This window comes from Neobacillus massiliamazoniensis (genome assembly GCF_001048695.1).
In the GTDB taxonomy this organism is placed as follows: domain Bacteria; phylum Bacillota; class Bacilli; order Bacillales; family Cytobacillaceae; genus Neobacillus; species Neobacillus massiliamazoniensis.
In genome coordinates, this window is record NZ_CVRB01000007.1 from 40,015 (window position 1) to 62,957 (window position 22,943).

At 36.0% G+C, this 22,943-nt stretch carries 24 protein-coding genes and 2 pseudogenes; 5 read left to right on the plus strand and 21 right to left on the minus strand.

All coding sequences use genetic code 11. The features are described from left to right. Positions 1-12 precede the first annotated feature (12 nt). The 7 genes and pseudogenes from BN1082_RS25435 to BN1082_RS25465 all read right to left on the minus strand — a co-directional run bounded on the left by BN1082_RS25435 (position 13) and on the right by BN1082_RS25465 (position 7,713). Positions 13-621 (minus strand): flavin reductase family protein, encoded by a 609-nt coding sequence (locus tag BN1082_RS25435; protein ID WP_090639939.1) that lies wholly within the window; start codon positions 619-621, stop codon positions 13-15. A gap of 22 nt (positions 622-643) precedes the next feature. Beyond that, positions 644-1,019 (minus strand): annotated as a pseudogene (locus BN1082_RS25440) (VOC family protein); the annotation flags it as partial. Between the two features lie 510 nt (positions 1,020-1,529). Continuing rightward, on the minus strand, positions 1,530-2,042 hold the full coding sequence (locus tag BN1082_RS25445; protein ID WP_090639942.1) for a GNAT family N-acetyltransferase: 513 nt from the start codon (positions 2,040-2,042) through the stop codon (positions 1,530-1,532). Positions 2,043-3,373: 1,331 nt separating this feature from the next. Next, a pseudogene (locus tag BN1082_RS25450) lies at positions 3,374-3,511 on the minus strand (ATP-binding protein); the annotation flags it as partial. A gap of 456 nt (positions 3,512-3,967) precedes the next feature. After that, positions 3,968-5,224, minus strand: a complete 1,257-nt coding sequence (locus BN1082_RS25455; protein WP_090639944.1) for an ATP-binding protein — start codon at positions 5,222-5,224, stop codon at positions 3,968-3,970. 271 nt (positions 5,225-5,495) lie between these two features. After that, positions 5,496-6,515 (minus strand): HoxN/HupN/NixA family nickel/cobalt transporter, encoded by a 1,020-nt coding sequence (locus BN1082_RS25460; RefSeq protein ID WP_090639948.1) that lies wholly within the window; start codon positions 6,513-6,515, stop codon positions 5,496-5,498. 262 nt (positions 6,516-6,777) lie between these two features. Further along, positions 6,778-7,713, minus strand: a complete 936-nt coding sequence (locus tag BN1082_RS25465; RefSeq protein ID WP_090639951.1) for a substrate-binding domain-containing protein — start codon at positions 7,711-7,713, stop codon at positions 6,778-6,780. Between the two features lie 289 nt (positions 7,714-8,002). Here BN1082_RS25465 and modA point away from each other — a divergent pair, with 289 nt between their 5' ends. Together modA and modB are read left to right on the plus strand one after the other, a co-directional pair. After that, a complete protein-coding gene (modA, locus tag BN1082_RS25470; RefSeq protein WP_090639953.1) occupies positions 8,003-8,803 on the plus strand; it encodes a molybdate ABC transporter substrate-binding protein in 801 nt (266 codons plus the stop codon). A gap of 5 nt (positions 8,804-8,808) precedes the next feature. Beyond that, positions 8,809-9,468, plus strand: coding sequence for a molybdate ABC transporter permease subunit (modB, locus tag BN1082_RS25475; RefSeq protein WP_090639955.1), 660 nt, complete (start codon positions 8,809-8,811; stop codon positions 9,466-9,468). Between the two features lie 120 nt (positions 9,469-9,588). On the opposite strand, the gene BN1082_RS25480 is transcribed toward modB, so the two are convergent. The 9 genes from BN1082_RS25480 to BN1082_RS25515 form a co-directional block, all read right to left on the minus strand. Further along, positions 9,589-10,011: a DUF5391 family protein gene (locus tag BN1082_RS25480; protein ID WP_090639958.1), complete on the minus strand. Its 423-nt coding sequence runs from the start codon at positions 10,009-10,011 to the stop codon at positions 9,589-9,591. 160 nt (positions 10,012-10,171) lie between these two features. Further along, on the minus strand, positions 10,172-10,747 hold the full coding sequence (locus tag BN1082_RS28770; protein ID WP_342666683.1) for a PH domain-containing protein: 576 nt from the start codon (positions 10,745-10,747) through the stop codon (positions 10,172-10,174). After that, the gene (locus BN1082_RS28775; RefSeq protein WP_342666684.1) at positions 10,713-11,567 is read right to left on the minus strand and encodes a PH domain-containing protein; all 855 of its coding nucleotides are present in this window, start codon (positions 11,565-11,567) and stop codon (positions 10,713-10,715) included. Before BN1082_RS28775 ends, BN1082_RS28770 begins: the two co-directional genes overlap by 35 nt. Beyond that, positions 11,564-12,058, minus strand: coding sequence for a PH domain-containing protein (locus BN1082_RS25490; RefSeq protein WP_176699955.1), 495 nt, complete (start codon positions 12,056-12,058; stop codon positions 11,564-11,566). The genes BN1082_RS28775 and BN1082_RS25490 overlap by 4 nt, the downstream gene beginning before the upstream one ends. Positions 12,059-12,171: 113 nt before the next feature. Beyond that, positions 12,172-12,972 (minus strand): putative protein N(5)-glutamine methyltransferase, encoded by an 801-nt coding sequence (locus BN1082_RS25495; protein ID WP_425412229.1) that lies wholly within the window; start codon positions 12,970-12,972, stop codon positions 12,172-12,174. 194 nt (positions 12,973-13,166) lie between these two features. Continuing rightward, on the minus strand, positions 13,167-13,616 hold the full coding sequence (locus tag BN1082_RS25500) for an NUDIX hydrolase (RefSeq protein ID WP_090639961.1): 450 nt from the start codon (positions 13,614-13,616) through the stop codon (positions 13,167-13,169). A gap of 74 nt (positions 13,617-13,690) precedes the next feature. Further along, a complete protein-coding gene (locus BN1082_RS25505) occupies positions 13,691-14,257 on the minus strand; it encodes a nucleotidyltransferase family protein (RefSeq protein WP_245640567.1) in 567 nt (188 codons plus the stop codon). A 553-nt stretch (positions 14,258-14,810) separates the two neighbouring features. Then, a complete protein-coding gene (locus BN1082_RS25510) occupies positions 14,811-15,215 on the minus strand; it encodes a VOC family protein (RefSeq protein WP_090639964.1) in 405 nt (134 codons plus the stop codon). 186 nt (positions 15,216-15,401) lie between these two features. After that, complete coding sequence (locus BN1082_RS25515) at positions 15,402-16,211, minus strand: DUF817 domain-containing protein (RefSeq protein WP_090639967.1); 810 nt, start codon at positions 16,209-16,211, stop codon at positions 15,402-15,404. Positions 16,212-16,371: 160 nt separating this feature from the next. On the opposite strand from BN1082_RS25515, the gene BN1082_RS25520 reads away from it, so the two are divergent. The 3 genes from BN1082_RS25520 to BN1082_RS25530 are packed head-to-tail and all read left to right on the plus strand — an operon-like array spanning position 16,372 to position 17,316. Then, positions 16,372-16,851, plus strand: a complete 480-nt coding sequence (locus BN1082_RS25520) for a DUF2975 domain-containing protein (protein ID WP_090639970.1) — start codon at positions 16,372-16,374, stop codon at positions 16,849-16,851. Between the two features lie 11 nt (positions 16,852-16,862). Beyond that, on the plus strand, positions 16,863-17,075 hold the full coding sequence (locus tag BN1082_RS25525; RefSeq protein ID WP_090639972.1) for a helix-turn-helix domain-containing protein: 213 nt from the start codon (positions 16,863-16,865) through the stop codon (positions 17,073-17,075). Between the two features lie 25 nt (positions 17,076-17,100). Then, positions 17,101-17,316: a DUF3955 domain-containing protein gene (locus BN1082_RS25530; RefSeq protein WP_090640152.1), complete on the plus strand. Its 216-nt coding sequence runs from the start codon at positions 17,101-17,103 to the stop codon at positions 17,314-17,316. Between the two features lie 104 nt (positions 17,317-17,420). Here BN1082_RS25530 and murI read toward each other — a convergent pair whose 3' ends face one another. The 5 genes from murI to BN1082_RS25555 form a co-directional block, all read right to left on the minus strand. Continuing rightward, complete coding sequence (gene murI, locus BN1082_RS25535; protein ID WP_090639975.1) at positions 17,421-18,200, minus strand: glutamate racemase; 780 nt, start codon at positions 18,198-18,200, stop codon at positions 17,421-17,423. A 101-nt stretch (positions 18,201-18,301) separates the two neighbouring features. Next, complete coding sequence (locus BN1082_RS25540) at positions 18,302-19,489, minus strand: MFS transporter (RefSeq protein WP_245640562.1); 1,188 nt, start codon at positions 19,487-19,489, stop codon at positions 18,302-18,304. Positions 19,490-19,521: 32 nt separating this feature from the next. Next, positions 19,522-20,880 (minus strand): sensor histidine kinase, encoded by a 1,359-nt coding sequence (locus tag BN1082_RS25545; RefSeq protein WP_090639977.1) that lies wholly within the window; start codon positions 20,878-20,880, stop codon positions 19,522-19,524. Next, positions 20,881-21,564 (minus strand): response regulator transcription factor, encoded by a 684-nt coding sequence (locus BN1082_RS25550; protein ID WP_090639979.1) that lies wholly within the window; start codon positions 21,562-21,564, stop codon positions 20,881-20,883. It lies immediately after the preceding gene. A gap of 62 nt (positions 21,565-21,626) precedes the next feature. Beyond that, complete coding sequence (locus tag BN1082_RS25555) at positions 21,627-22,904, minus strand: VTT domain-containing protein (protein WP_090639981.1); 1,278 nt, start codon at positions 22,902-22,904, stop codon at positions 21,627-21,629. Positions 22,905-22,943 lie beyond the last annotated feature (39 nt).

A 22,943-nucleotide genomic window follows, 5' to 3' on the forward strand; every position in this document is an offset into this window, starting at 1 on the left:
CCTTTCAAGTATCTATTTTGGTCGATCGATCGTAAAAATTTCTCCTATTTTTGCATAATCATTGCCTGCCAAGCGGCTTATCGCTCCTAAACCTCGTGGATCGATTCTTCCCTTTTCATAAAGATCGTTTTCAATGTGAAATTGAACCACTTTTCCAATTATAAGGTCGCAGCTGGGAGTATCCAAACCGCCTAATTCCAAGGAATGTTCTAATACACATTCCATTCGGATCTTCGCTTCCTCTACTCCTGGCACTGATATTTTTTCGCTTTCGATTGGCGTTAAATGCGCTAATTCGATTTCGCTTTGATGAGGAGGCAGGCTGGCAGCTGTTTGATTTATTTTTTCAACATTTTGTTCATTAACGATATGGACGACAAATTCCTTTGACTCGATGATGTTTCTGGCAGTATCCTTTTGCCCTCCTCCTGACCGCTGAATAGCTAATGAAATCAACGGAGGATTAGCTGAAACGATATTAAAATAGCTAAATGGTGCACCATTTAAAATTCCGTCCTTCGAAATCGATGTGACAAACGCAATCGGTCTTGGTATGATGCTCCCGATTAAAAATTTATAATTTTCTCTCTCGGTATTTGTAGCTGGATCAATTGAAAGCAAAGTAATCATCCTTTCCTTCGAATCAGTCTAATTTCCTTACTATTATCGGAATTAATACCTGTTCAATTTGTTCCCGTTTAGGATCAAATTGTTTAGGTAGCATTAATTTTTCTCCCAGTGTCTCACGTGGTTCGTCAATCGTAAATCCTGGCGAATCAGTAGCAATTTCAAATAAAATTTCACCATGTTCTTTAAAGTAAATGGAATGAAAATAGTTTCTGTCCTTAACCGGAGTGGTAACATATCCATTATCCTTTATATAGTTTTTCCAGTCTAATTGATCCTCATCATCACTTGTCCGCCAGGCAATATGCACCCATCCGTCCACGTCCAATTGGCGTCAATTTGAGATCTATGATATTTCCAATTTCAGCTATGGAACGAAAACGAACGAAATCTGGTTTGCTTTCTCATATTACTCAGTCCTTTTCAATTAAATTATGATTATTTTTACTCTGTTTCAAATTTATGTTGATTTTGAATAACTATCCTTAATTTTATTTTTGGATTAAAAATCAACAATGAAATGTAATCCAAGATTCTCAAAGACCAGTTATATCTCATATTCAAATATCTCGAATTTGAGATAATTATATTACTTCTTGCCCGAGGTGTCAATTGGGATTCTTTAGATGATATCGTTCACGTTGAAGGCTATACGTTTACAAAATCGCCTCGATTGGCGGATATCATTCACGTAGAAGAGCTCTACGTTCACTAAATCAACCCGTTTGGCGGATATCGTTCACGTAGAAGAGCTCTAGGTTCACTAAATCATCCCGTTTGTAGAATATCGTTCACGTAGAAGGGCTTTACGTGCACAAAATCACCTCGCTTAGTGGATATCCTTCACGTAGAAGAGCTCTACGTTCACTAAATCAACCCGATTGGAGGATATCCTTCGGCTGTTAGTTTATTATATTCCTTATATCATCCCATCCATAAACAAGCTCATTGAGCTTTTTCCCGGAGAACTCCACTGCTAGAGTGTCTATTTTTTTGCCGCCAAGGGTTTCGTAAAACCTGCAGGCGCTATTATCCTCCAACACTAAAACCAGCATGGTATGAATATTTTGTTGTTGCAATTCTTCAATTATTGGTCTCACAAGTAATTTCCCTAATCCATGACGCTGATATTCTTTTAAAATATATATTGCATATAATTCTCCGCTGAAATTAGGATATTTGCCTGTTCTTTCCTTGCCGCCGGATGAAAAGCCGACAATACTTCCTTCATCATTTTCGGCAACAAATACCCCTCCGCGCGGAATGTTCTCTTTCCATAATTGCTCTCGTCTTTCATAGGACAAATTATTTAAGTATTCATCTGGAATGATCGTTGCATATGTAGTTTTCCAGCAATCAACATGGACCTTCGCCATCCCCTTTGCATCACTCAACACGGCTTTTCTTACTTTCATTAAATCTCCTCATCCTCCCAGCAATATTTATCTACATAAGCTAATTCTCCCGTTGTCTATCCAAATATTATTACAAATAATTCACCGTTATCCTAATAATTCTTCCTCCAACTTCGTCTTCCTCTTTGGTCTTTAAAAAAATTCATGAGTCTACATTCCTCGACAGGATTACAACCTCAAGTTTGTCAATCAAACGTTTGTTTAAATATCTAGTAATCCCTTTGAATAAAAGGTTTCCCATCAAAAACACGAAAAAATATTGTCGATGATTTCATAAAGTTTTCTATAGGATCGATCATATCAGCCTATAAAAACAGTAAATCTCCAATTATCGACGGTTTATCTACATTTTCCTTTCTAATCAAACGTTTGTTTAAAACAACTACAATCTCTTTTGAGTAAAAGGATTTAACCGAATAGTGCCCAAAATACATGTCGAATACTAGTATAGGATTACAACCTCATGGAGAAATCTTCATTAAAATCGATGAGACTGAAAGCATAAATGTTCCTTTTGGAAATCCTATGCTTTATTTTATCTTTTGTATTGTTATTATTTAATTCGATCCTGTGAAACCTTTTACATTAGTGGTTCTCTATGATAATTGGAATATACTATGTGATTTGAACCATAAGTTTGCTGTCACGGCAAACTTATGGTTTTTTTGTTGGTGATAATTTCCAATTTGTATCGTTAATGGCAGTTAAAATTCATTAAGGGCTAATCTATCCTTTACTATTCCAAAGGGAATTCCATGTGTATCGTAGCGATATTTATAAAAAAAAGATACATATCAGAAAAAAACTACACCACATGTAGTATGAAACTATCTTTATAGTGAACAGACCTCATTAATGAAAAGGAAGCATTCATTTTTTTGTTGAATATGATTCATGCATGTATCGACAATCTTTTTTCAATTATTGAGTAGAAAACCGTTTATTCAAGCTCGTTTATGGCAGTTTTAAACAAACGTTTGATTAATAGACTTTTTGGGTAAATTTTTTAATCAAACGTTCGTTTGAAATTGGCTTCACCCTTGATTTTGAACGGATTTTATTCAAAAAACGGTAAAAATAATGTCGATGAAGTCTCATCTTTTCTCTTAGTAAATGGAAATATCGATAAAACCCCCGATAAACATACAGCAGATGACAGTTCCCCTTGTTAAACAAACGTTTGTTTAAAACTATCAAGATTCTTTATAAATAAAGGGTTTCCCGTTCCAAGAGCAAAAAAACATTGTCAGGAAAAGTCCCGAAAATCTTACAATATTAAAAAAGAACGGCCCCCTAAGGAACGTTCTATGTTTCTACCCTATCGATACCTTTTATTTAGAAGGAATAATAATAGAAAATCGTGTTCCCTTTCCTTTTTCGCTTTTTATTTCTATATCTCCGTTTAATTCTTTAATAATACCGTATGAAATCATCGTGTCGAGCCCAGTTCCCTTCTCTTTTATCGAATAGTTTTGTTCTAAGTAATTCAAGCGTGTATCGACAATCTTTTTTCAATTATTGAGTAGAAAAGCGTTTATTCAAGCTGGTTTATTGCAGTTTTAAACAAATGTTTGATTAATAGACTTTTTAGGTGAATTTTTTAATCAAACGTTTGTTTGAAATTGGCTTCACCCTTGATTTTGAACGGATTTTATTCAAAAAACAGTAAAAATAATGTCGATGAAGTTTTCACTTTTCTTCGAGCAAATGGAAATATCGAAAAAAAACCCGATAAACATACAGCAGACGACCGTTCCCCTTGTTAATCAAACGTTTGATTAAAACTACCAAGATTCTTTATAAATAAAGGGTTTCCCGTTCCAAGAGCAAAAAAAACATTGTCAGAAAAAGTCCTGAAAACCTTACAATATAAAAAAAGAACAGCCCCTAAGGAACGTTCTATGTTTCTACCCTATCGACACCATTTATGCAGAAGGAATAATAATAGAAAACCGTGTTCCCTTTCCTTTTTCGCTTTTTATTTCTATATCTCCGTTTAATTCTTTAATAATACCGTATGAAATCATCGTGCCGAGCCCGGTTCCCTTCTCTTTTATCGAATAAAACGGCAAAGCGATTCGGTTTATCTCTTCAGGTGACATTCCAATTCCCGAATCAATAATATCAATCACAATATTATTCTTTACCTTTTTCACATTAATTTGTAGACATCCTCCATTAGTCATGGCTTCAATCCCATTTTTTGCAATGTTAATTAAACACCGTTTTATATAAATGGCGTTGGCATTTATATAAAGGGAACCTACGCTTTTGCTTTCAACTTTAACATTATGTAGGCTGGCCATCGGTAAAATATCATCTATTACTTGATGGACAATTGGTGTAATATCTAATAATTCCTTCTCAACTATTTGTGGATTTACTAGGGATAAATAATCGTTAATAACAAGTTGCGTTTGTTCTAACTCCATTAGTATAACTTCCAAATACTCACCCTTATGTGTTTCTGAGATTTCGTTTTTACTAAACATCTGCATAAATCCATATACCGTAGTCAAAGGGTTTCTTATTTCATGGGCTATAGACGCAGCTAATTCACTCGTCACAATAAATTTTTCTGCACGCTGAATTTTTTCTTTCATTTTAAACCTTTCAAGCATTCCTTCAATTAGATAAAGAGACAACAAAGCAGTAAAAACATTGATTACTATATAATTGCATAAAAAGTAAATAAAATTTGGTTCAACTTTACCGCTAATCCGAATTTCGTTTACTAAAGCATAGACGGAAAAGGAAATAGCGCAAAAAGAAGTAAGCAATGTGCTGAACAATATTTTTCTTTTTTTAAAAAAAACAGCTAGAAAATATTTTGATACCATAGTAATGGAAGTGGCCATAAAATATACAATAACTGCAGCGAATACTCCGTTTCCACCCAAGTAAAAACGGTAAGATACAAATACAATGGTGATGATAATATAGCTCCTAAAACCACCATAGAGAACAGCTAAAATGATTGGGATAAGCCGTAAATCATAAATATATCCGGAATGAAACCTAAAGGGGAACGCCATACAAAGAACGATCGCAATTGATGAAAGAAAGCCAATTAATACATTATTACGTACTTCTTTTCCATCTTTATCTAACCAAAATATTTGATAGAAAAAAATACAAATGATAATAATGAAAGCATTTAATAATAGTGTCGAAATCCCCATGCGCAGCGCCCCTAATTCGATTGATAAGTGTCAGTAAACTGATAAGATTAAGATAATTATAAACAGTTTTTTATTAAAAAAAAATGCAAGAAGTTGAAATTAGTGTAAAAAAAAATTCCGTTACCGCGTACTCTTCTAACTCATTCATTAAAGGCTACTACTGCTGCTCGGAATCGATTTTTAACACCCTATCTCTGATCGTGTCGATTTTTGCTTTATTTACCTTTATCACATTCCAAAAAAACGAAAAAAAACGTTGGAATCGTTCTTTTTATGAACGATTCCAACGTTCTTCAATGTTAAATACTTTCCAGATGACAAAGGACATCCCCCAGGAAAATAAAAATAAGATAACTAACAGATAGCCCATCCAACTTATATCAAGATCGACGATCCACTTCCAACCACCACTGCTGATGTTCAGCTTTTCCGAAAGAACCTGAACTAACTCAATCATGCCGATCAATAATGCGGCGATGACGGATATCGCTGTGACAGTTAAATTGTAATAAACTTTGCGGATTGGCGTTGAGAATGCCCAGTTGTAAGCATTGGTCATAAAAATCCCATCCGCTGTATCCATTAAACTCATTCCTGCTGCAAAGAGAATAGGCAGTGACAGAATGCCGACTAACGGTAAGGCATTTTTGGCCGCACCTGCTGAAATAGCAAGTAATGCTACCTCACTTGCCGTGTCAAAACCGAGACCAAATAAAAAGCCGATAGGGTACACATGCCAGCTTTTATTGATTAGCTTAAAAAGGGGCCCAGTAAAGCGAGCAATAAAACCACGGTTTAATAAGAGTTCTTCAACTTCCGCATCATTGTATGTACCTTTGCGCATTTTGAAAAATACTTTTTGTAAATCGAACAAAATAATGGCATTTAGGATTCCAATAAATAATAGAAAACAGCCAGATACAATCGTTCCAATTGTCCCGCCCATTTCTTGCCAATGTGGCAATTCCTTTTGCGCCCATTGCACCGAAATCGAGAGAAGAACAGCCATAAGAAAAACAACACTTGAGTGTCCTAACGAGAAAAAAAAGCCCACTCCTATAGGATTTTTCTTTTGTTGAACTAATTTTCGGACCGTATTATCAATAGCTGCAATGTGATCAGCATCAAAAGCATGTCTCAATCCTAGAGTATAGGCAAGAAAAGCCATTCCGAGCAGCAATGGATTATTTCTTGCTCCAATCCACAAAAAGATAAGTCCTATTACATGTAATAAAAGGACAACTACACCATAGGGAATCCAATTTTTCTTTTGCAAACTATCACCTTCTATAACAGAATAATCATCTGATTCTATCTTTTAAAATTGTAACATTAATCCAGGATAGAAAATTTGACAAATTCGTAAACGAATCAAGCCTGTTTATTTCAGAGAATAGTCTACTTTTAAACATAAAAAAGAATCGGAATCACGTCCAAGAACGTCCGTTTCCCGATTCTTTAAAACATTTTATCGTTAAAGATTCATTCAATAAGCAAGTTGATTAAGCTTTCTTCTACTTCCGCATCTTAATAAAGTTATTTGTCGCATACTTTTAATACGTCTCATAAATTATGTTTCCTGTCTGAGAAGTATCATAATCTCCTAGGGAGTTCACTTCTGACTGAAACTGAGGGGAAGATAGAATCTCCTTTACCGTGCTTATGAGTCGTTCAGATTCAGGAGTTTTTAGGATTGCTAGGTCATAACGTTCTGTTATTAATGGAACGAAATCTATTCCAACGATTTTAGAAACCTTTTCAATTCCCACTCCCACATCTGCTACTCCAGAAGCAACAGCTGAAGCCACACTTAAATGGTTCGTTACTTCGTGACGATAACCTTCGATGTCCCTTGAAGTGATCCTGTTTAATCTAAGTTGTTCATCAAGAAGGATCCGTGCTCCAGATCCTTTCTCTCTATTTACGATTTTAATATGATCTTGATTTAAATCAGTCCAAGATTGGATATTTAGAGGGTTCCCTTTTTTGACATAAAACCCCGCCTTCCTTGAAAGAAGGTTAAGTAGGATATAAGGATAGCCCACTAAAATTTTTTTGATGTAAGGCAGATTATATTCTCCTGTATCCCCGTCAAACATATGTAAACTAACGATGTCGCATTCTCCATTGTACATCGATATTAGACTATTTAAACTTCCTGTATAAGAACGGAGTGACTTATAGGATGTATTTTTCTCGATGTGCTTTCCTAGAATATCTAGAACTAGATCTTGTCCACTAATGACAATATGATTTGAATCCTTAGTTTCGTTCTTGTGTTGTTCGACAACAGGTCCATACAATTTTGTACCCTGGTTCGTCTTTTGATTTTGAATATAATTGTCAAGGTCTTTTGCATCTATTCTCATCTGTCTACCGACGCGGAAAACAGGTAGCTCCCCTTTTTTAACAAGGTCATAAAGGGTTAATTTCGACACTTTTAAAAGCTGTGACACTTCTTCAATCGTATAGGAAAGCTCCTTTGACATTTTCATCCCTCCATCTATATTTTAACTTACTGCCTGTTAAAATGTATATTCCATATAAAATTAAGGCAATTATCATAAAGATTTGATCCTTACGACAGTAAAAGGTAGCTATCCGACAGTAAGATGGCACTATCCGACAGTAAAGTCTCTATATCCGACAATAAAACAACAATTTTTGCGTAAATAGTCAAAATTTAAGAAAAAAAGTGATGTTGCACACATTCATTTTCGTTATACTTAATTATAATTAGTAATAAATAGTTATAATTAGTATGAAAGGAAGAGATGGATGAAAAGATTTTATTTATTATTTTTCTCATTTATGCTACTTTTACTAACCTTGTCTGGATGTTCAACCCAGGATGACGCGAAAAAGAAAAAACAAGATGTACCAGAAAAGAAAGTGGAATTAACGATTTCAGCAGCCGCAAGTTTACAAGATGCTTTAAATGGCATAAAAGCAAACTTTGAGAAGGAACATCAAAATGTGACCATCAACTATAACTTCGGAGCATCTGGGGCACTTCAACAACAAATTTCTCAGGGAGCACCAGTCGACCTTTTCTTCTCTGCCGCTGAGGACAAATTTAATAAATTAGTGCAAGCAGGACAAATTGAAAAGGAAAAAGGAACCAATCTTGTTGGAAATGAACTTGTATTAGTCGTTCCAAAGGATTCGAATAAAGATATCAAATCATTTGAAGACCTTCCGAAATTAGATAAAATCTCCATAGGTACCCCTGAGTCTGTACCAGCAGGGCAGTATGCTAAGGAAACATTGGAAAAATTAAATATCTGGAATGCTGTTGAAGGAAAAGTGGTTTATGGTAAGGATGTTCGCCAAGTGCTTACATATGTAGAAACAGGTAATGTTGACGCAGGAATAGTTTATAAAACGGATGCATTAGTTTCTAAAAAAGTTAAGATTGTCGCAACGGCTAAGGAAAGCACCCACGCACCTATTATTTATCCAGTAGGTGTGATCAAGAACAGTACCCACCCAAAAGAAGCGCAACAATTCTATGATTATCTTCATAATAAAGAATCGATGGAGATTTTTAAGAAGTATGGATTTAAAGGCCTACAGTAATTAACATGGCTACAAACTTTTGGTCACCCGTCAGACTATCGATTGAAATAGCATCTGTCGCTGGAGTATTGGTCTTAATTCTAGGGTTATTTTTTGGAAAAGTGATGGCGAATCGAAAATTTAAAGGGAAAAGCATTGTTGAAACTGCTTTCCTTTTACCGTTAGTATTGCCTCCTACTGTCGTAGGTTTCTTGTTAATTATCATCTTTGGAAAAAATAGTCCCGTAGGACAATTGATACAATGGCTATTCCATAGTCCTGTAATGTTTACGTGGTGGGCTGCTGTGATATCCTCTACAGTTGTCGCCTTCCCTCTTATGTATCAATCTGCTAAGACTGGATTTGAAGCGATTGATGAAGATATTGAGGATGCAGCTCGGGTGGATGGGGCAAATGAATGGAAATTATTTATGAGTATCTCCATTCCTTTAGCACGTAAAGCGATCATTTCGGGAGCCATCTTGAGTTTCGCGAGAGCATTAGGGGAATTTGGAGCTACGTTAATGTTCGCTGGAAACATCCCCGGCAAAACCCAAACGATTCCAACAGCGATCTATATAGCCATTGATTCTGACAATATGCAATTAGCTTGGCTATGGGTATTGAGCATGATCGGTATTTCTTTTTTGATGTTACTATGTATCCAATTAATGAATTCCGAATAAGCGATTCAAAATTAATTCAATTAGTCTTCAAAAAGCTAGAGCATGCTTTGACAAAGATCATCAAAACATGCTCTTATCCTTTTAAAAACGTTCACCCACTATAAAAATATTAAACTTGGATTAGTTATTAATGCCAACTGATGAATTAGTCTTTTTAGTTGGTAATGCTACAAAGAACCAAATTATATTGATAATGCTAGCCATTCCGCAAATAACCAATAAACTAAATAGTGACGGAAGCATATTCTTTGCCACACCAAAAATCGCAATACTAAACATTATTGATATCAGGGTTAATAATCCTAAAACATCAAAGACCTCCATTATATATTTCACCCACTCCAAGCCATTGCGATACATTAATAACGGTACTATGTAAAAAAATAATATCATAGCAATCGAAAGCCACATACCCAAAGAATTGAATTGATTAGCGTTTTTCCCCACCTCTGATAATGGTGACAACGAAGCAACAATTGTCATAGAACAAAATAAAATAGCAGAAATTAATGTGATGATCGTAACTTTCTTTTTGTTATCCATATAAACCTCCTCGTTCATGTTTTGCGTAGAATCGGAAAATATGGGTCATGTTCCCATATAATACTAAACGAGTATATAGATGAAAAGTTTCAGTCATATTCTTCATTCTTATAAAAAAACCCCTTTTAGGAAGGGGTGAAAAATGAAAAATAAAGTCTGCCTAATTCGTTAACCTTCTGAGCTTTCCTCCATTTTCTCCGGCCACTTTGACCTCATTTCTTCGCCCCAGATACCATTTGTAGAAAGAGTCAGATAGTTCTACTGGCACATCCTTCACACCAGCAAAATGTATCGGTTTTGCTCGATTAATTGTTTCGATCGATGCGAGACATAGCAGTCGTTGAATAATATTCCGCGTTACTCTCACTTCAATCACCTTATCGCGTCTCGAAACAAATAATGTGGTGGTCAGAATTCCTTTTTTGAATTGAATAAAGTGATCCTTTAAAAGGTAACGGGTATTGAAGAAATTGAGCAATCTTGATACAAGGATCATTATTAACAGGAGAGCGGAGAGAATCCACCATGCTCCCTCCATATTTAACAACTTGGGCTTGAAATAAAATAAACCTCCCGTTGGCGCTATCCAGATCCAGCTTGGCCACAGCAAGCGAACCCATAAGGATTTTTTCGGTAGAACACTCATTTCTTGTGTGACTTCATAAGAAGGAAGTATTTCCGAAATCATTTCATATGCCCGTTTAACGGGTAGAAATGGAGAAGGCTGTTTCGTCAATGACACCTTTAGTAATATAGATTCGTTCAAAGTCTGAGGAAATTTCATACTTCCCATATTTAATAAATGTCCTTACCATTCCGAAAATGACAGAAGCAACGATGAAAATACTGATGATCATGGCAGCTATCCACCAAGATTTCACTATACTCGTAATAATCCCTTCGGCTTCTTTTTCGACATGGAGCTTATCAATAATTTTAAAACAAAAAGGTATAAGGACTAAAAAACTTAGAGATGTAAAGGATGCTTTAAAAATGTCACGTATAGTTGGCCTAAAATGAATCCTTCTCTCTGAATCTACATTCTTTATTTCCATTTCCGATGATAATATTTGATCATCATGGCTGATAGAACTGCTAGTCGATTCATCACGCTTTGGACGTGTTATGTGCGCTTCGATTCGATCTGCTTCTTTTTGAGAAATGACTTCGAATTTAACAGTTGCATCATCACCCTTCATCCCAGTTTCAAAACTGATCGAGGTCAGTTTAAAAATTCGATGAAATAAATTGGTATGTCGACTGATATTTTGAATTTTCGCAAAAGGAATGGTACGTTCAGACTTTCTAAAAATGCCTTCGTAAAGATGAAAGGAACGATCATCGAGTTCGTATTTATGGGTAAACCACTTGAAAATTTGTGAAATACTTATGATTACGAGAATGAGTAAAAGAGTCCATCTACTATAAAAAGTAAAAGCTGATTTAGAACCCATTTTGATCACGAATAGAAAAACAATGGCGAAAAAGGAGTTCTTGATGGTTTTCCCTAAATGAAAAAGCAAGAGAAGTGGATGGTAGCGTTGGGACTTCGTCATGATTCCACTTCCTTTATTTTTGCATATAGCGCAATCTGATTCCTTAACTCGACCGCCACCTCTTTTGGTAGAGCAGGAATGGTATGGGATGTCCCCATTGTGTCAATTGAAACGGAGCAGAGACCGTATTTTCTAAGAAGCGGGCCTTGTTTTGTTGCAATCGCTTGTATTTTAGTCATCGGAACAAGTTGGTTTTTTTCCACAAATACGCCAGATTTCAATTGTAAAAACTCTTCATTTACGTCATAGCGCCAAGTTTTATAAAGCAGAAACGGGCGGATAAAAGACCAAACTGTTCCTATCACCGCGATTGTTGTGATGGCCATCAGAATCCAGCCGATCCACTCTTTCCAAGAAAAACGATTATCAAGATATAGTAAAACTCCAAGAACTATAAATATTATTAAAATCTCAATGACGTCACTAATAATCCATACTTTAATCGCATCCTTAGATAATCGTTTTTGAGGTATATTCATTTGAGAATACAAAAAATCACCACCTATATATCTAAACTAGTTCCATTTGCGTAACAATAAACCTTGATGACTGTATAATTCATCTTCCTTCACATTTGCGGAAAGGGCTAATCGCCCCATCCGATTTAGAGGGCAGGCTTGGTTCCAATGACGACGGTGGCGTCTAGTTCGTCGTAACTGGACAACTGCGTTATCAGCCCGTTACGAGCAAAGATCTCGACGGTCTTGGAAGCCTGCCGCTCGCTAGTCTCGACTAGTAGGTGGCCGCCCGGTACCAACCAAAGTGGCGCTTCGGCCGCCACCCGTCGCTGGACGTCAAGCCCGTCAGCGCCTCCGTCGAGCGCCACCCGTGCCTCATGATTGCGGGCCTCCGAGGGTAGCAGTCCAATCGCCTTGGTAGGTACGTATGGAGCGTTGGCGATTAGAAGGTCTACGTGGCCCTGCAGTGAGGAGGGCAGTGGCTCGTAGAGGTCACCTTCGTACACATGACCTCCGGCAGCAGTGATGTTGCGGCGGGCACACCGCACCGCGGCTAGGTCTATGTCGGCGGCGTACAACTCGATTCGTTCTATGGCTGCGGCCAGTGCCGTACCCACCGCACCCGAGCCGCAACAGAGGTCAACTACGACGGCTCCCGGTCGGGCGAGTGTAGCGGCCTGACGGACGAGGAACTCGGTACGGCGACGGGGTACGAATACTCCAGGGTCCACCTCTATCCGCAGACCGCAGAACTCCGCCCAGCCAATGACATGTTCGAGGGGTAGACCGGCTTCTCGACGTTCCACCATAACGGCGAGATCCGCTGGTGTCCGTGCTGCAGATATAAGTAACCGGGCCTCATCTTCGGCGAAAACACAACCTGCGGTCCGAAGCCTAGTAACGATGTTTGCATAAATTGTTTCTCCATGAAAGCTACCACTATTCACACTTTTTCCCACCTCGGCATGGATTTTTATATCATCAACATCTTTTAAAGTTTCAGCCTTCGTTGGTAACTTACTACCATCAAAACGATTGACTTTTCCATTGCTCAAAAAATCTCTTCTTATGCCCATCAATCCCCCTTATTCCTAAAAACAAGTCTTACAAATCCAATGATTTTATTCCTTTGTTGTATTAGCTACTCTTTCAACATAGGGATCTCTAAACCTTTTTTTACTGCCCAAACCTGGTGATCATGAAAAAGAAGCTCTTCAACCTCGTTTACATTTATCCATTCTAAAAAGTGGTCATCATCAATGGGTTCTTGTAATTTGTTTCTCAGTTGTGCCAAGTAAAAATAACCATCACTAATCATTGGTTCTCTATTAGATGAAATAAAATATCTCATTGAGTTTCCAATATATGTACCTGTTGATACCTCATATCCTGATTCTTCTAAAGCCTCTCTGGTAAGACATTCTGTGTGCGACTCATTATTTTCAATCCCACCGCCAAGTAAAAAATACTGTCCATTCGTTGTTCGAACAACAGCAATTTTATCTTTAGTAGAATTAATAATTACAGCATATACACCTTTTCTTAATTCATAGTTAAGACCATCAATTTTTTCGCCAAATATTAGATTCATTGGAGCCTCCTCTTTCGGTTTATAGAGCCAACACTACTCGTTACACCTTGTTTCTAATCATGTCGATTATTAGTTTATTTAATAGGATATATTTTTACCTTATTCCAAATAGAGTTCCAATTCTTTTTACTAATCCGTTTTTCATAAATTAGCATTCGTTCTTCGGTTTCCATTAAATAAGGCGTTGGCCTAACTTCCAAATTGATCACATCGTGAATTCCACAAGGAGCTGTCAATATAACCTTGTCGCTTCCATCTAATTTCACTCCTAAAGCTGTTGCCGTTTCAGTGAATTTCGGAATAGCATCAATTGAAGAAGTGTAAGGTGGAAAATGATTGATAAGGTGCATTCTTGCCTGGTTTTTTACTGACCATGGGATATTGGGATGAAGCCTATTTAGTTTTTTCTCCCACTCTTTTTCCTCTGCTTCATTCAGATTTGTAGGATCATAGTACACAACATCAATATCAGGTAAAGCCGTTCTTTCGCTAAAATTATGTAACACATCCCATATCTTAGACCGTACAAAACCTGCACAAACCCACCAATCCGGCAAATTCAATGTTTTGGTAGTTTTTAATATTTCCATCATCCATTTATCTTCTTGTATGATTGATATAATATCTTCTTCGTTTTTGATCAACCTAAGGACCCCTTCATAAAAGTTATACGTTACTTTTTCTTCTTTGGTTCCATTAATCCTTCAAAAATTTTCCCTATCGCTTTACTCTCATCAATAATTGAGCGCTTTCTAATATCCCAACTCTAATAGCCTGATTGGTTGTACTAGTAAAATAGCCCCCAACAGATGAGGGAGCCTTCTACTTTCCTGAAGTCAGGTAAATTTCATTTTTTCAGGAAACTAGAGGTCTCCTACTTTCCCGGAGTCTAGCAAATTTCATTTTTTCAGGAAACTAGAGGTCTTCTACATTCCCGGAGTCTAGCAAATTTCATTTTTTCAGGAAACTAGAGACCTTCTACTTTCCCGAAGTCTAGCAAATTTCATTTTTTTGGGAAACTAGAGGCCTTCTACTTTCCCGAGGTCTTGCAAATTTCATTTTTCCAGGAAACTAGAGGCCTTCTACTTTCCCGAAGTCTTGCAAATTTCATTTTACCAGGAAACTAGAAGCCTTCTATATCCCGAACTTGTCGTTGATCAACTAGATAAGTTATAACGTTCCTTTTCATCCAATTTAAACACCCCTGTTATCACGAAGTTCTACAATAGTTCCTTCAGGTGCCTTCACTTTGCATAAGGAACCATTCTCAACCTGATAAATGTATTCACCATTCTTCATTAAGAATTCTATACCTAAGCTCCGCAAACGATTAACCTCTTCATTTAAATCCTCTACCCATATGCAAAAATGTACTAAACCTTGATTATTGGTATTTGCATCGCTAAGTACTTCACCAGATTTCCCCGTTTGCAACTCAATGTAAAAATCACCTAATTGTAGCCAAGTATTATAATCACGTCCGTGAAAATTAGGTGATTCTTGAACCAATGAAAAACCCAATCCTTCCGTATAAAATTTCAACGTTTCCAGATAAGAATTCGTTTGTATACACACATGATGAACAAAACTTCTCGACATATAGACTTCCTCTTTTCAAATGGTGATAGTTTAAAACCATTATAGCGATAATCTACAATAAACTTCTAATTTATCACTGCTAAAACCTCGTGGAGTTGGGATCCGATATGCTCAACCTACTAACTGATGAGTAATGCCTAGGAAGGAGAAACAAAACATTCCCTTTAGACAGTAAAAACCACCGATCTAATCAGTGGTCAATAAATCGCCAGGTTTCTCAATACTCTGATGATTATTCATGTTTCCTTTTAACAACTTGAGATTTGCAATAATCAAGATGCTTATGACAACGAGCAGGAACCAAGAGCTAATTTTACTAATATGAACAAGGGTCCAAGAATCCCGTTGGTTTGGATACTGCCAAGCTCCAAAGAAAGTAGCGATATTTTCAGCTACCCATATAAAGAAACCAATGAGGAAAAAAGAGAGAGCGAGTGGCATTTTATAGGTCGTTTCACGTACTGAAAATTGTACAAATGTTTTAACAAAAACCAAAAATAAAAGGATCGTTAAAAACCAGCGGAAATCATAAATAAAATGATGGGTAAAAAAATTTAAATAAATCATGATTCCAAGTGGTATTGTCCATTTTGCTTTTGGCCAATTGTTCATTCTTAAATCAAATCTACGCCACGCCTGACAAATATAGCTGGCAACACTTGCATACATAAAGCCACTGTACAGAGGAACTCCAAAAATCTTTGTCCATGCTTCTTCCGGATATGCCCAGGAACCGAAGTGTACTTTAAATATTTCTAGTAAAAGTCCGATCAGGTGGAACACACAAATCACTTTGACCTCATCCTTTGTTTCTAGGCCGGTTTTATACATCATATACTGCATGAAGATACAAACAAGTAAAATAAAATCGTAGCGATATAGCCCAGGAATAATAACAATCTTTGAAAGTGCAAGTGTTGCAAAGATTACTACAGGGAAAACACAAGATAAGGATTGATGATATCCAAAATATAAGAGATCTCGTATATATTTCATTGTTCCTCCTTTTAAGGCCGGATGATTTTCTCCTTTAATTTTATATTTTAAGAAAGAAATAAGTCAATAAATATTTATCGTAAAACGATAAATATTTATTGATTCGAAAGACATTTCGGGTTATTATATTGTTAGCTAGTGAAGGAGGCTTCTTCTTTTTATGAGACAGAAAGAATTATCAGTGTGGTTAAAATTGATAATTGTTATTTGCGGATTTTTCGGTCTGCTGTTATGTATTTATTTTAGTCCTGAAATTGGAAAGAGCATTTTACTGAACTCTGAAGATTTGAAAATGCTTTATAATCCCTTTATTACATTCATTTGGATTACAGGGATTCCATTTTTTATTGCTTTAGTTTTAGGGTGGCAGATCTGTTCTGACATTGGCTCCGATCAAGCTTTTACAGTAAAAAATGCAAATAAATTGAAAATAATAAGCGTTTTATCAATGATTGAAGGTGTTTTATACGTTGGCGCACTACTATATATTTTCGTAGTTGGGAGTTACCATACTAACGTTTTAATTTTTCTTTTACTGATTCTATTTTTCTCAGTCGTTATTTCCGTATTTACTTCCATGCTTTCTCATTTAGTTAGAAAAGCTAGTGAAATAAAGCATGATAACGATTTAACGATTTGAGGTGTTGAATGATGACTATTATAGTAAACCTTGATGTAATGCTGGCTAAAAGAAAAATGAGCGTTACAGAATTATCCGAAAAACTAGGAATTACAATGGCAAACGTATCAATATTAAAAAATGGAAAAGCAAAAGCGGTTAAATTTTCAACTTTAGAAAAGATATGTGAAGTTCTAGAGTGTCAACCAGGTGACATTCTGGAGTATAAAAAAAATGAATCTTGATTATCTCAATAGAGGAGAATTCATGATGAAGAATAAATACTTATTAGCATCTACACCAATATTGTTAGGAGTTGTTTGTCTAATTATCTATAGCATGATTGGTTCAAAAGTAGCACCAGACGGTACTTTAGAAGAACCTTTCTTCTTAATTCCATTAAGTTACCTATTCGTTTTAATTGGAATCATTTCAATATTGTTTGTAGCTGTCATTTCGATGTTTAAAAAAGTCAAACATAATTGATCAAACTGACCTACCTCTTTCAGTTTATAAAATAAAAACCGTAAGGAGATCAATTCTCTTTACGGTTTTTTTATTATTGGAGTTTAAGAAGAAAGCCTCTGTTTTTACACTAGATCATCTAACATTGCCAATAAGTTTTTATAATTAGTAAGTGTATCTTTATCCTCTACTTTGTAGCCAGATTTAAAAAATGTAATTTCTCCAGTTCCGTCATTAATCTGATTCCTTGTTTCGAGAATTCTCTTTAAGTTTTTGGCAGTGCCAATACTTCCAGAAATAATGTCTACATCTTCAGCAAAAAGCTTCTTTAAACTATTTTTAAAATATGGGAAATGAGTGCATCCTAAAACTACGGTCCCGTACTGCTTTAAATCAAAAGAAGATAATTGATCTCTTAAATAGGGTACAACTCTCTCTTCACTGAATTCGAAATTCTCAGCAAATTGCACAAGACCAGGAAGTGGTAAGCTTTCAACAATATCGTGATGGTCTATACTTTTCACCAGGTTATGAAATTTCTCCTCTTTGAGGGTCAAATTCGTCGCTAATACTAAAACTTTTTTTCGTTTTCCTTCACAATTTTGAACAGCTGGTTTTACGGCTGGCTCAATACCTAAAATCGGGAAATCATACTTTTTGCGAAGGTCTTCTACAGCGATACTGGTTGCAGTATTACAAGCAATGACTAATGCTTTTACGCCTTGATTAGCTATAAAATCAACAGCATTAAAAATATATTGTCTTACCTCTTCTTTTGGTTTTTCACCATATGGAACATGTAAAGTATCAGCATAGAAGATGTAATCTTCATTCGGCAGGAATCTCAATGCTTGATGAAGTACTGTTATTCCACCAATACCCGAGTCAAAAAATCCTATTTTCACTACTTTCACTCTTCTCGTTAATTAATTCTGTTCTATTTTATCACTCACGCCTTTCCAGTACCATTTTTCCACCTTTAATTTATTTCATTAAAATAAGTCTCTTAAATTCGCAAAACAATCATCAGTAGTGCAGCGATTAAAGCAATTGCACTACTCGTACTAAAAGCTACCATAGGTCCAAATGTCTGCCACAGATAACCCGCCATGATACTCGCCGGTAATGCTGCCAAACCGGTCATGGCATTGAAGGTACCCATTGCTGTGCCTCTTTGCCCTTCTGGTACAATATCAGCAATATAGGCTTTTTGGATCCCTTCGGTAAAAGCGTAGTAAAATCCATATAAAACAAACAATACCCAAACCAAAGAAACGCTTTTTACTATACCAAATCCAAAGTATATGGTTGCAAAAGTCAGCAATCCGGCAATGAGGACCGAACGACGACCAAAACGATCAGATAACATTCCAACAGGCGTCGAAAAGATACTGCTGCTTAAATTCATTGCAAAAAAGGCTAGTGGAATGAAAGCTGGAAGCATCCCTGCATCTTGTGCACGTAAAGCTAGAAAAGCATCAGAAAAATTACCAACAGTAAAAAATGTGAAAATTAAAGAGAACCAAATAAAGCGACGATCTAGATTTTTAAAACCAATTTTCGGAAGGCTTGCTTGTTTTACATTTTCACTTCGATCCTTTTCTTTTAAGAAAAAGAGGATAAGAATAATCGCCAGGATTCCAGGAATAACGGATAACCAGAATACAAGACGGTAATTACCTTTATATGTAGCTAGAATCCCAAAAGCAACCAACGGTCCTAATGCTGCACCTAGAGCATCCATCGAACGGCGAAAGCCAAAAGATTTCCCCCGTTCTTCTTTCGTTGTAGAGTCTGCAACGAGTGCATCACGCGGCGAAGTTCTTATTCCTTTACCAAATCGATCAGAAAAACGAATGATAAGAACCTGAGTCCAGGAGGCGCTTAACGCGAAAAGCGGTTTTGTCAAATTGGATAGACCATAGCCTATTAACATGAGCAGCTTATGTTTACCTAGGCGATCTGTAATCATGCCGGAAAACAATTTTAAAACACTCGCAGTACTCTCGGCTATTCCTTCAATAATACCGATTGATCCTACCTGTACGTGTAAAACGGAGGTAAGATACAGAGGCAGGATAGGAACAATCATATTACTAGATAAGTCTGTAAACAAACTGATAAGGCCAAGTACTAGAATCACAGGATTCATTACAAACAGTCTCTTTTTATTAGGTCCAGCCGAAGAATTCATTTTATCCCCTCTAAATATTCACCTTAGTTTTTTTATATTGGAAAAAACAACAATACATGTGTTCCTTCCCCTTCTTTACTTGTAATTTTAATTTCACCCTTGTGCAATTTCATAATACTTTTAGCAATATACAATCCTAAACCAGAGCCTCCCGTTTCTCTGCTCCTTGCCTTGTCCACTCGGTAAAACCGTTCAAAAATATTATTTATCTCGTCCTGAGGGATTCCAATGCCATAATCTTTCACTCGAACAATCGCATGATTTTCATTTTGTTCCACAAAGACATCAATTTTATCCTTGCTATATTTCATTGCATTATCTAGCAAAATGATGATGACCTGTTTGATCTTTAATTCATCTGCACGGATGATGATTGGATCCTCTTCTGAATGAAATGTAATTTCTCGCCTATATACATGCTTAAATTGTTTTAAAATATTTTGGCATAAAGATACCAAATTTACCTCATTAATTTCTAATACATTTTCTTTCTCTAAGTTGGTTAAGTCTAGAAAAGTCTCGGTCATTTTTTGAATTCTAGTTGCTTCTGAATGAATGGCATTGATCGCTTCTTCTGCCATTTCTTTATTTTCTATCCCATGCCTTCTTAAAAAATTTGCATAGCTCTTAATGACTGTTAAAGGCGTTTTTAATTCATGAGATGCATCAGAAACAAACTGTTTTTGTTTTTCCATATTTTCTTGAAGCCTATCAATCATACGATTGAAAGTTTTTGCCATTGTTTGGAGTTCATCCTTCGTCTTATTTTGAATGGTAATTGTTTTAGGAACACCACTCTTTTCAATTTCCTCCATGGTTTTAATCATATTGGAAATCGGTCTCATGATCATATTAGCTAACCATCGCCCCCCAAGTAAGGACAATAAAGCAGCTAAAATGGTGCTAAATATCAAAATCGTACGAAGAATCTCTTTTCTTGTTTCTAAACCTATTAACCGTTCCCCAATTTCCAAACTCCCACTAAGTTGCTGTCCATCATGAATCGGGACATGGACGATTAATACTTGCTCTTCTCCGTGTTCAGCCCTGATTATGCGTGTTTGAGCCTGCTTTGTCTCAGTGTATTTTCCTTTAATTTTTTTGGTGAGTAATGGATCATTCGATACTTCATAAACTACCTTATTATTCGGTTGCATAATTCTGATATAGGAATGAATGGTTAAATATTCTTTTAGTTTTCCATCAATGTTACTAGAAGATTGAATTTTATCGATGTCTTTTAATATGTCCGCTGCCTTTTGATACTGCATATCTTCTTCCATATTTACCGTGGTTTTCATAAATGAAAAGAAGACTACGATATTTATGAGTATCATGATACACAACATCCAAGCAGTCGTTAAAAGATTAATTTTTGTTGTGATTCTCATCTATTTATCCTTTATGGTATACCCGATACCCCTTACAGTGGTAATTAATTGGGAAGAAAATCCTTCATCAATTTTTTTTCTTAGATGAGTTACCGTGACATCGATTACGTTGGTTTCACCTTCATATTCATATCCCCAAACATTTAGTATAATGTTTTCCCGTGTAACTACTTTATTTTTATTCATTACTAAATAGACTAAAAAGTCGTACTCCTTCGGTGTTAATGAAATAAATTTCCCATTCCTTGAAACTTCTCTTGAGTCTGTCTCTATTATTAGATCCTCAACTTGCAATACAGATTCTTCTTCCTTTGATTTAGGATGATTACGAAGACAGGCACGGATTCGGGCTAATAATTCTTCGATTTCAAAAGGCTTAGTGACATAGTCATCAGCCCCGTGATCCAATCCAGCTACCTTATCAAATGTTGTATTTCGTGCTGTTAAAAGAATAATTGGAGTATTCCTGTTTTCCTTTCTATATCTCCTCAATACTTCGATTCCACTTAATCCAGGCAACATCACATCTAGTAAAATTAAATCCATTTCTGTTTGTAAGGCGGTTTCTAATCCTGCTTTACCATTGTGTTCTACTGATACCTGATAACCTTCATATCCCAATTCCATTTTTAAGACACGAGCAATCTGAGTTTCATCCTCGATCACCAGAATATGTGTTTTCACTTCACACTCATCCCTTCTAACCATCCGCAAAGCATTTTTTACATTTATTTGTCTCTTTTAATTCAATCCTTTTCCAATACAAGTCGTAACATTTCAAACAACAAGAAGTTAAAAAATATCCAGACACCGCCATATACATATCCACCCACAATATCACTAGAAAGGACATTGTTCGAGGCAATATTTGCAACCGCTATACCCATTAATAAGAATAACGCAAGTAAAAGTGCTAATACTGGCGCATAATTTTTTTGCGAATGACGGACAAGTAAAAATAAGCATGTTCCATAAATAATGATTAAATAGGTAGCATTTAGATCAGGAAAATTTGCAGAATGAAATACCCCTTTGAATCCCAATGATCCAAAGTAAGAAAATATCTCCTTAATCAAATCATGAAAAGGCTTCGCCCCTAATATTGCAACTAAAAGCAGAAGAAACTCTATCCCCCTGTTTCGTCCCTTTCGCCAAATATAGATGCTCGTAATCGCTATGATGACACCAAGTGCATATGGGGACTGAAAAAATAAGAATCCTTTCATCCAACTCTGGTAAATGGAAGAATCAACCATGTATTCAGTGATTTCATTGAACTGAGCGAAATCATTATATAAATAGTCTTGAGCTAATCCCAGCATCAAGATAACCATACCAATTAAAACTAAAGTAAGGAAAATAAGAAATATTTCAGTTGCTCTTATCGTTTTTAGTCGATAAATTAACCTTTTTATTAAACGACTAAAAAAGTCCTTAATTTGATTTTTATAAGATCGATATACCCAAAAGCATACTAACAATACAGCAATAGCAATAATAAAAAATACCATATATTTACTTGCGAATTTATGGAAATCCCTCCAGTGAGGTCCCAATGCTCTACCAAGGGAAATAAAACTAACTGCCCATAAGAAAGCACCAGTATAAGCAAGCATGACAAATTTCGGAAACGGCATTTTAGAAATACCCGAAATATAACCGGTAAAATGCCTTACCCCTGTAATAAAATAAGCAAAAACCAACATTTTACTGCCAGATCGTTCAAACCAAGCTGCTGTTTTTTTATATTTTTCAGGCCCAAAATGGATGTATTTACCATATTTTTCAATTATCTTATATCCTCCTGCTCTTCCGATCCAATACGTAGCTGTAATACCGATACCAGCTGAAATAAAAGCTGTCAGAAGGGCCAAAGCATAATTCATTTTTCCCTGATATACAAAGTATCCTGCATAACTCATTAATAATTCTCCAGATATTGGAATAGCCATGAGTTCTAGAAGAATACCTAAAAATAAAATCAAATAACTATGTTGTTCAAATATAGTCAATAAATGTGACATAAAAATGCCTCCAAAGTATATTTTGAAAGACCTAAACAC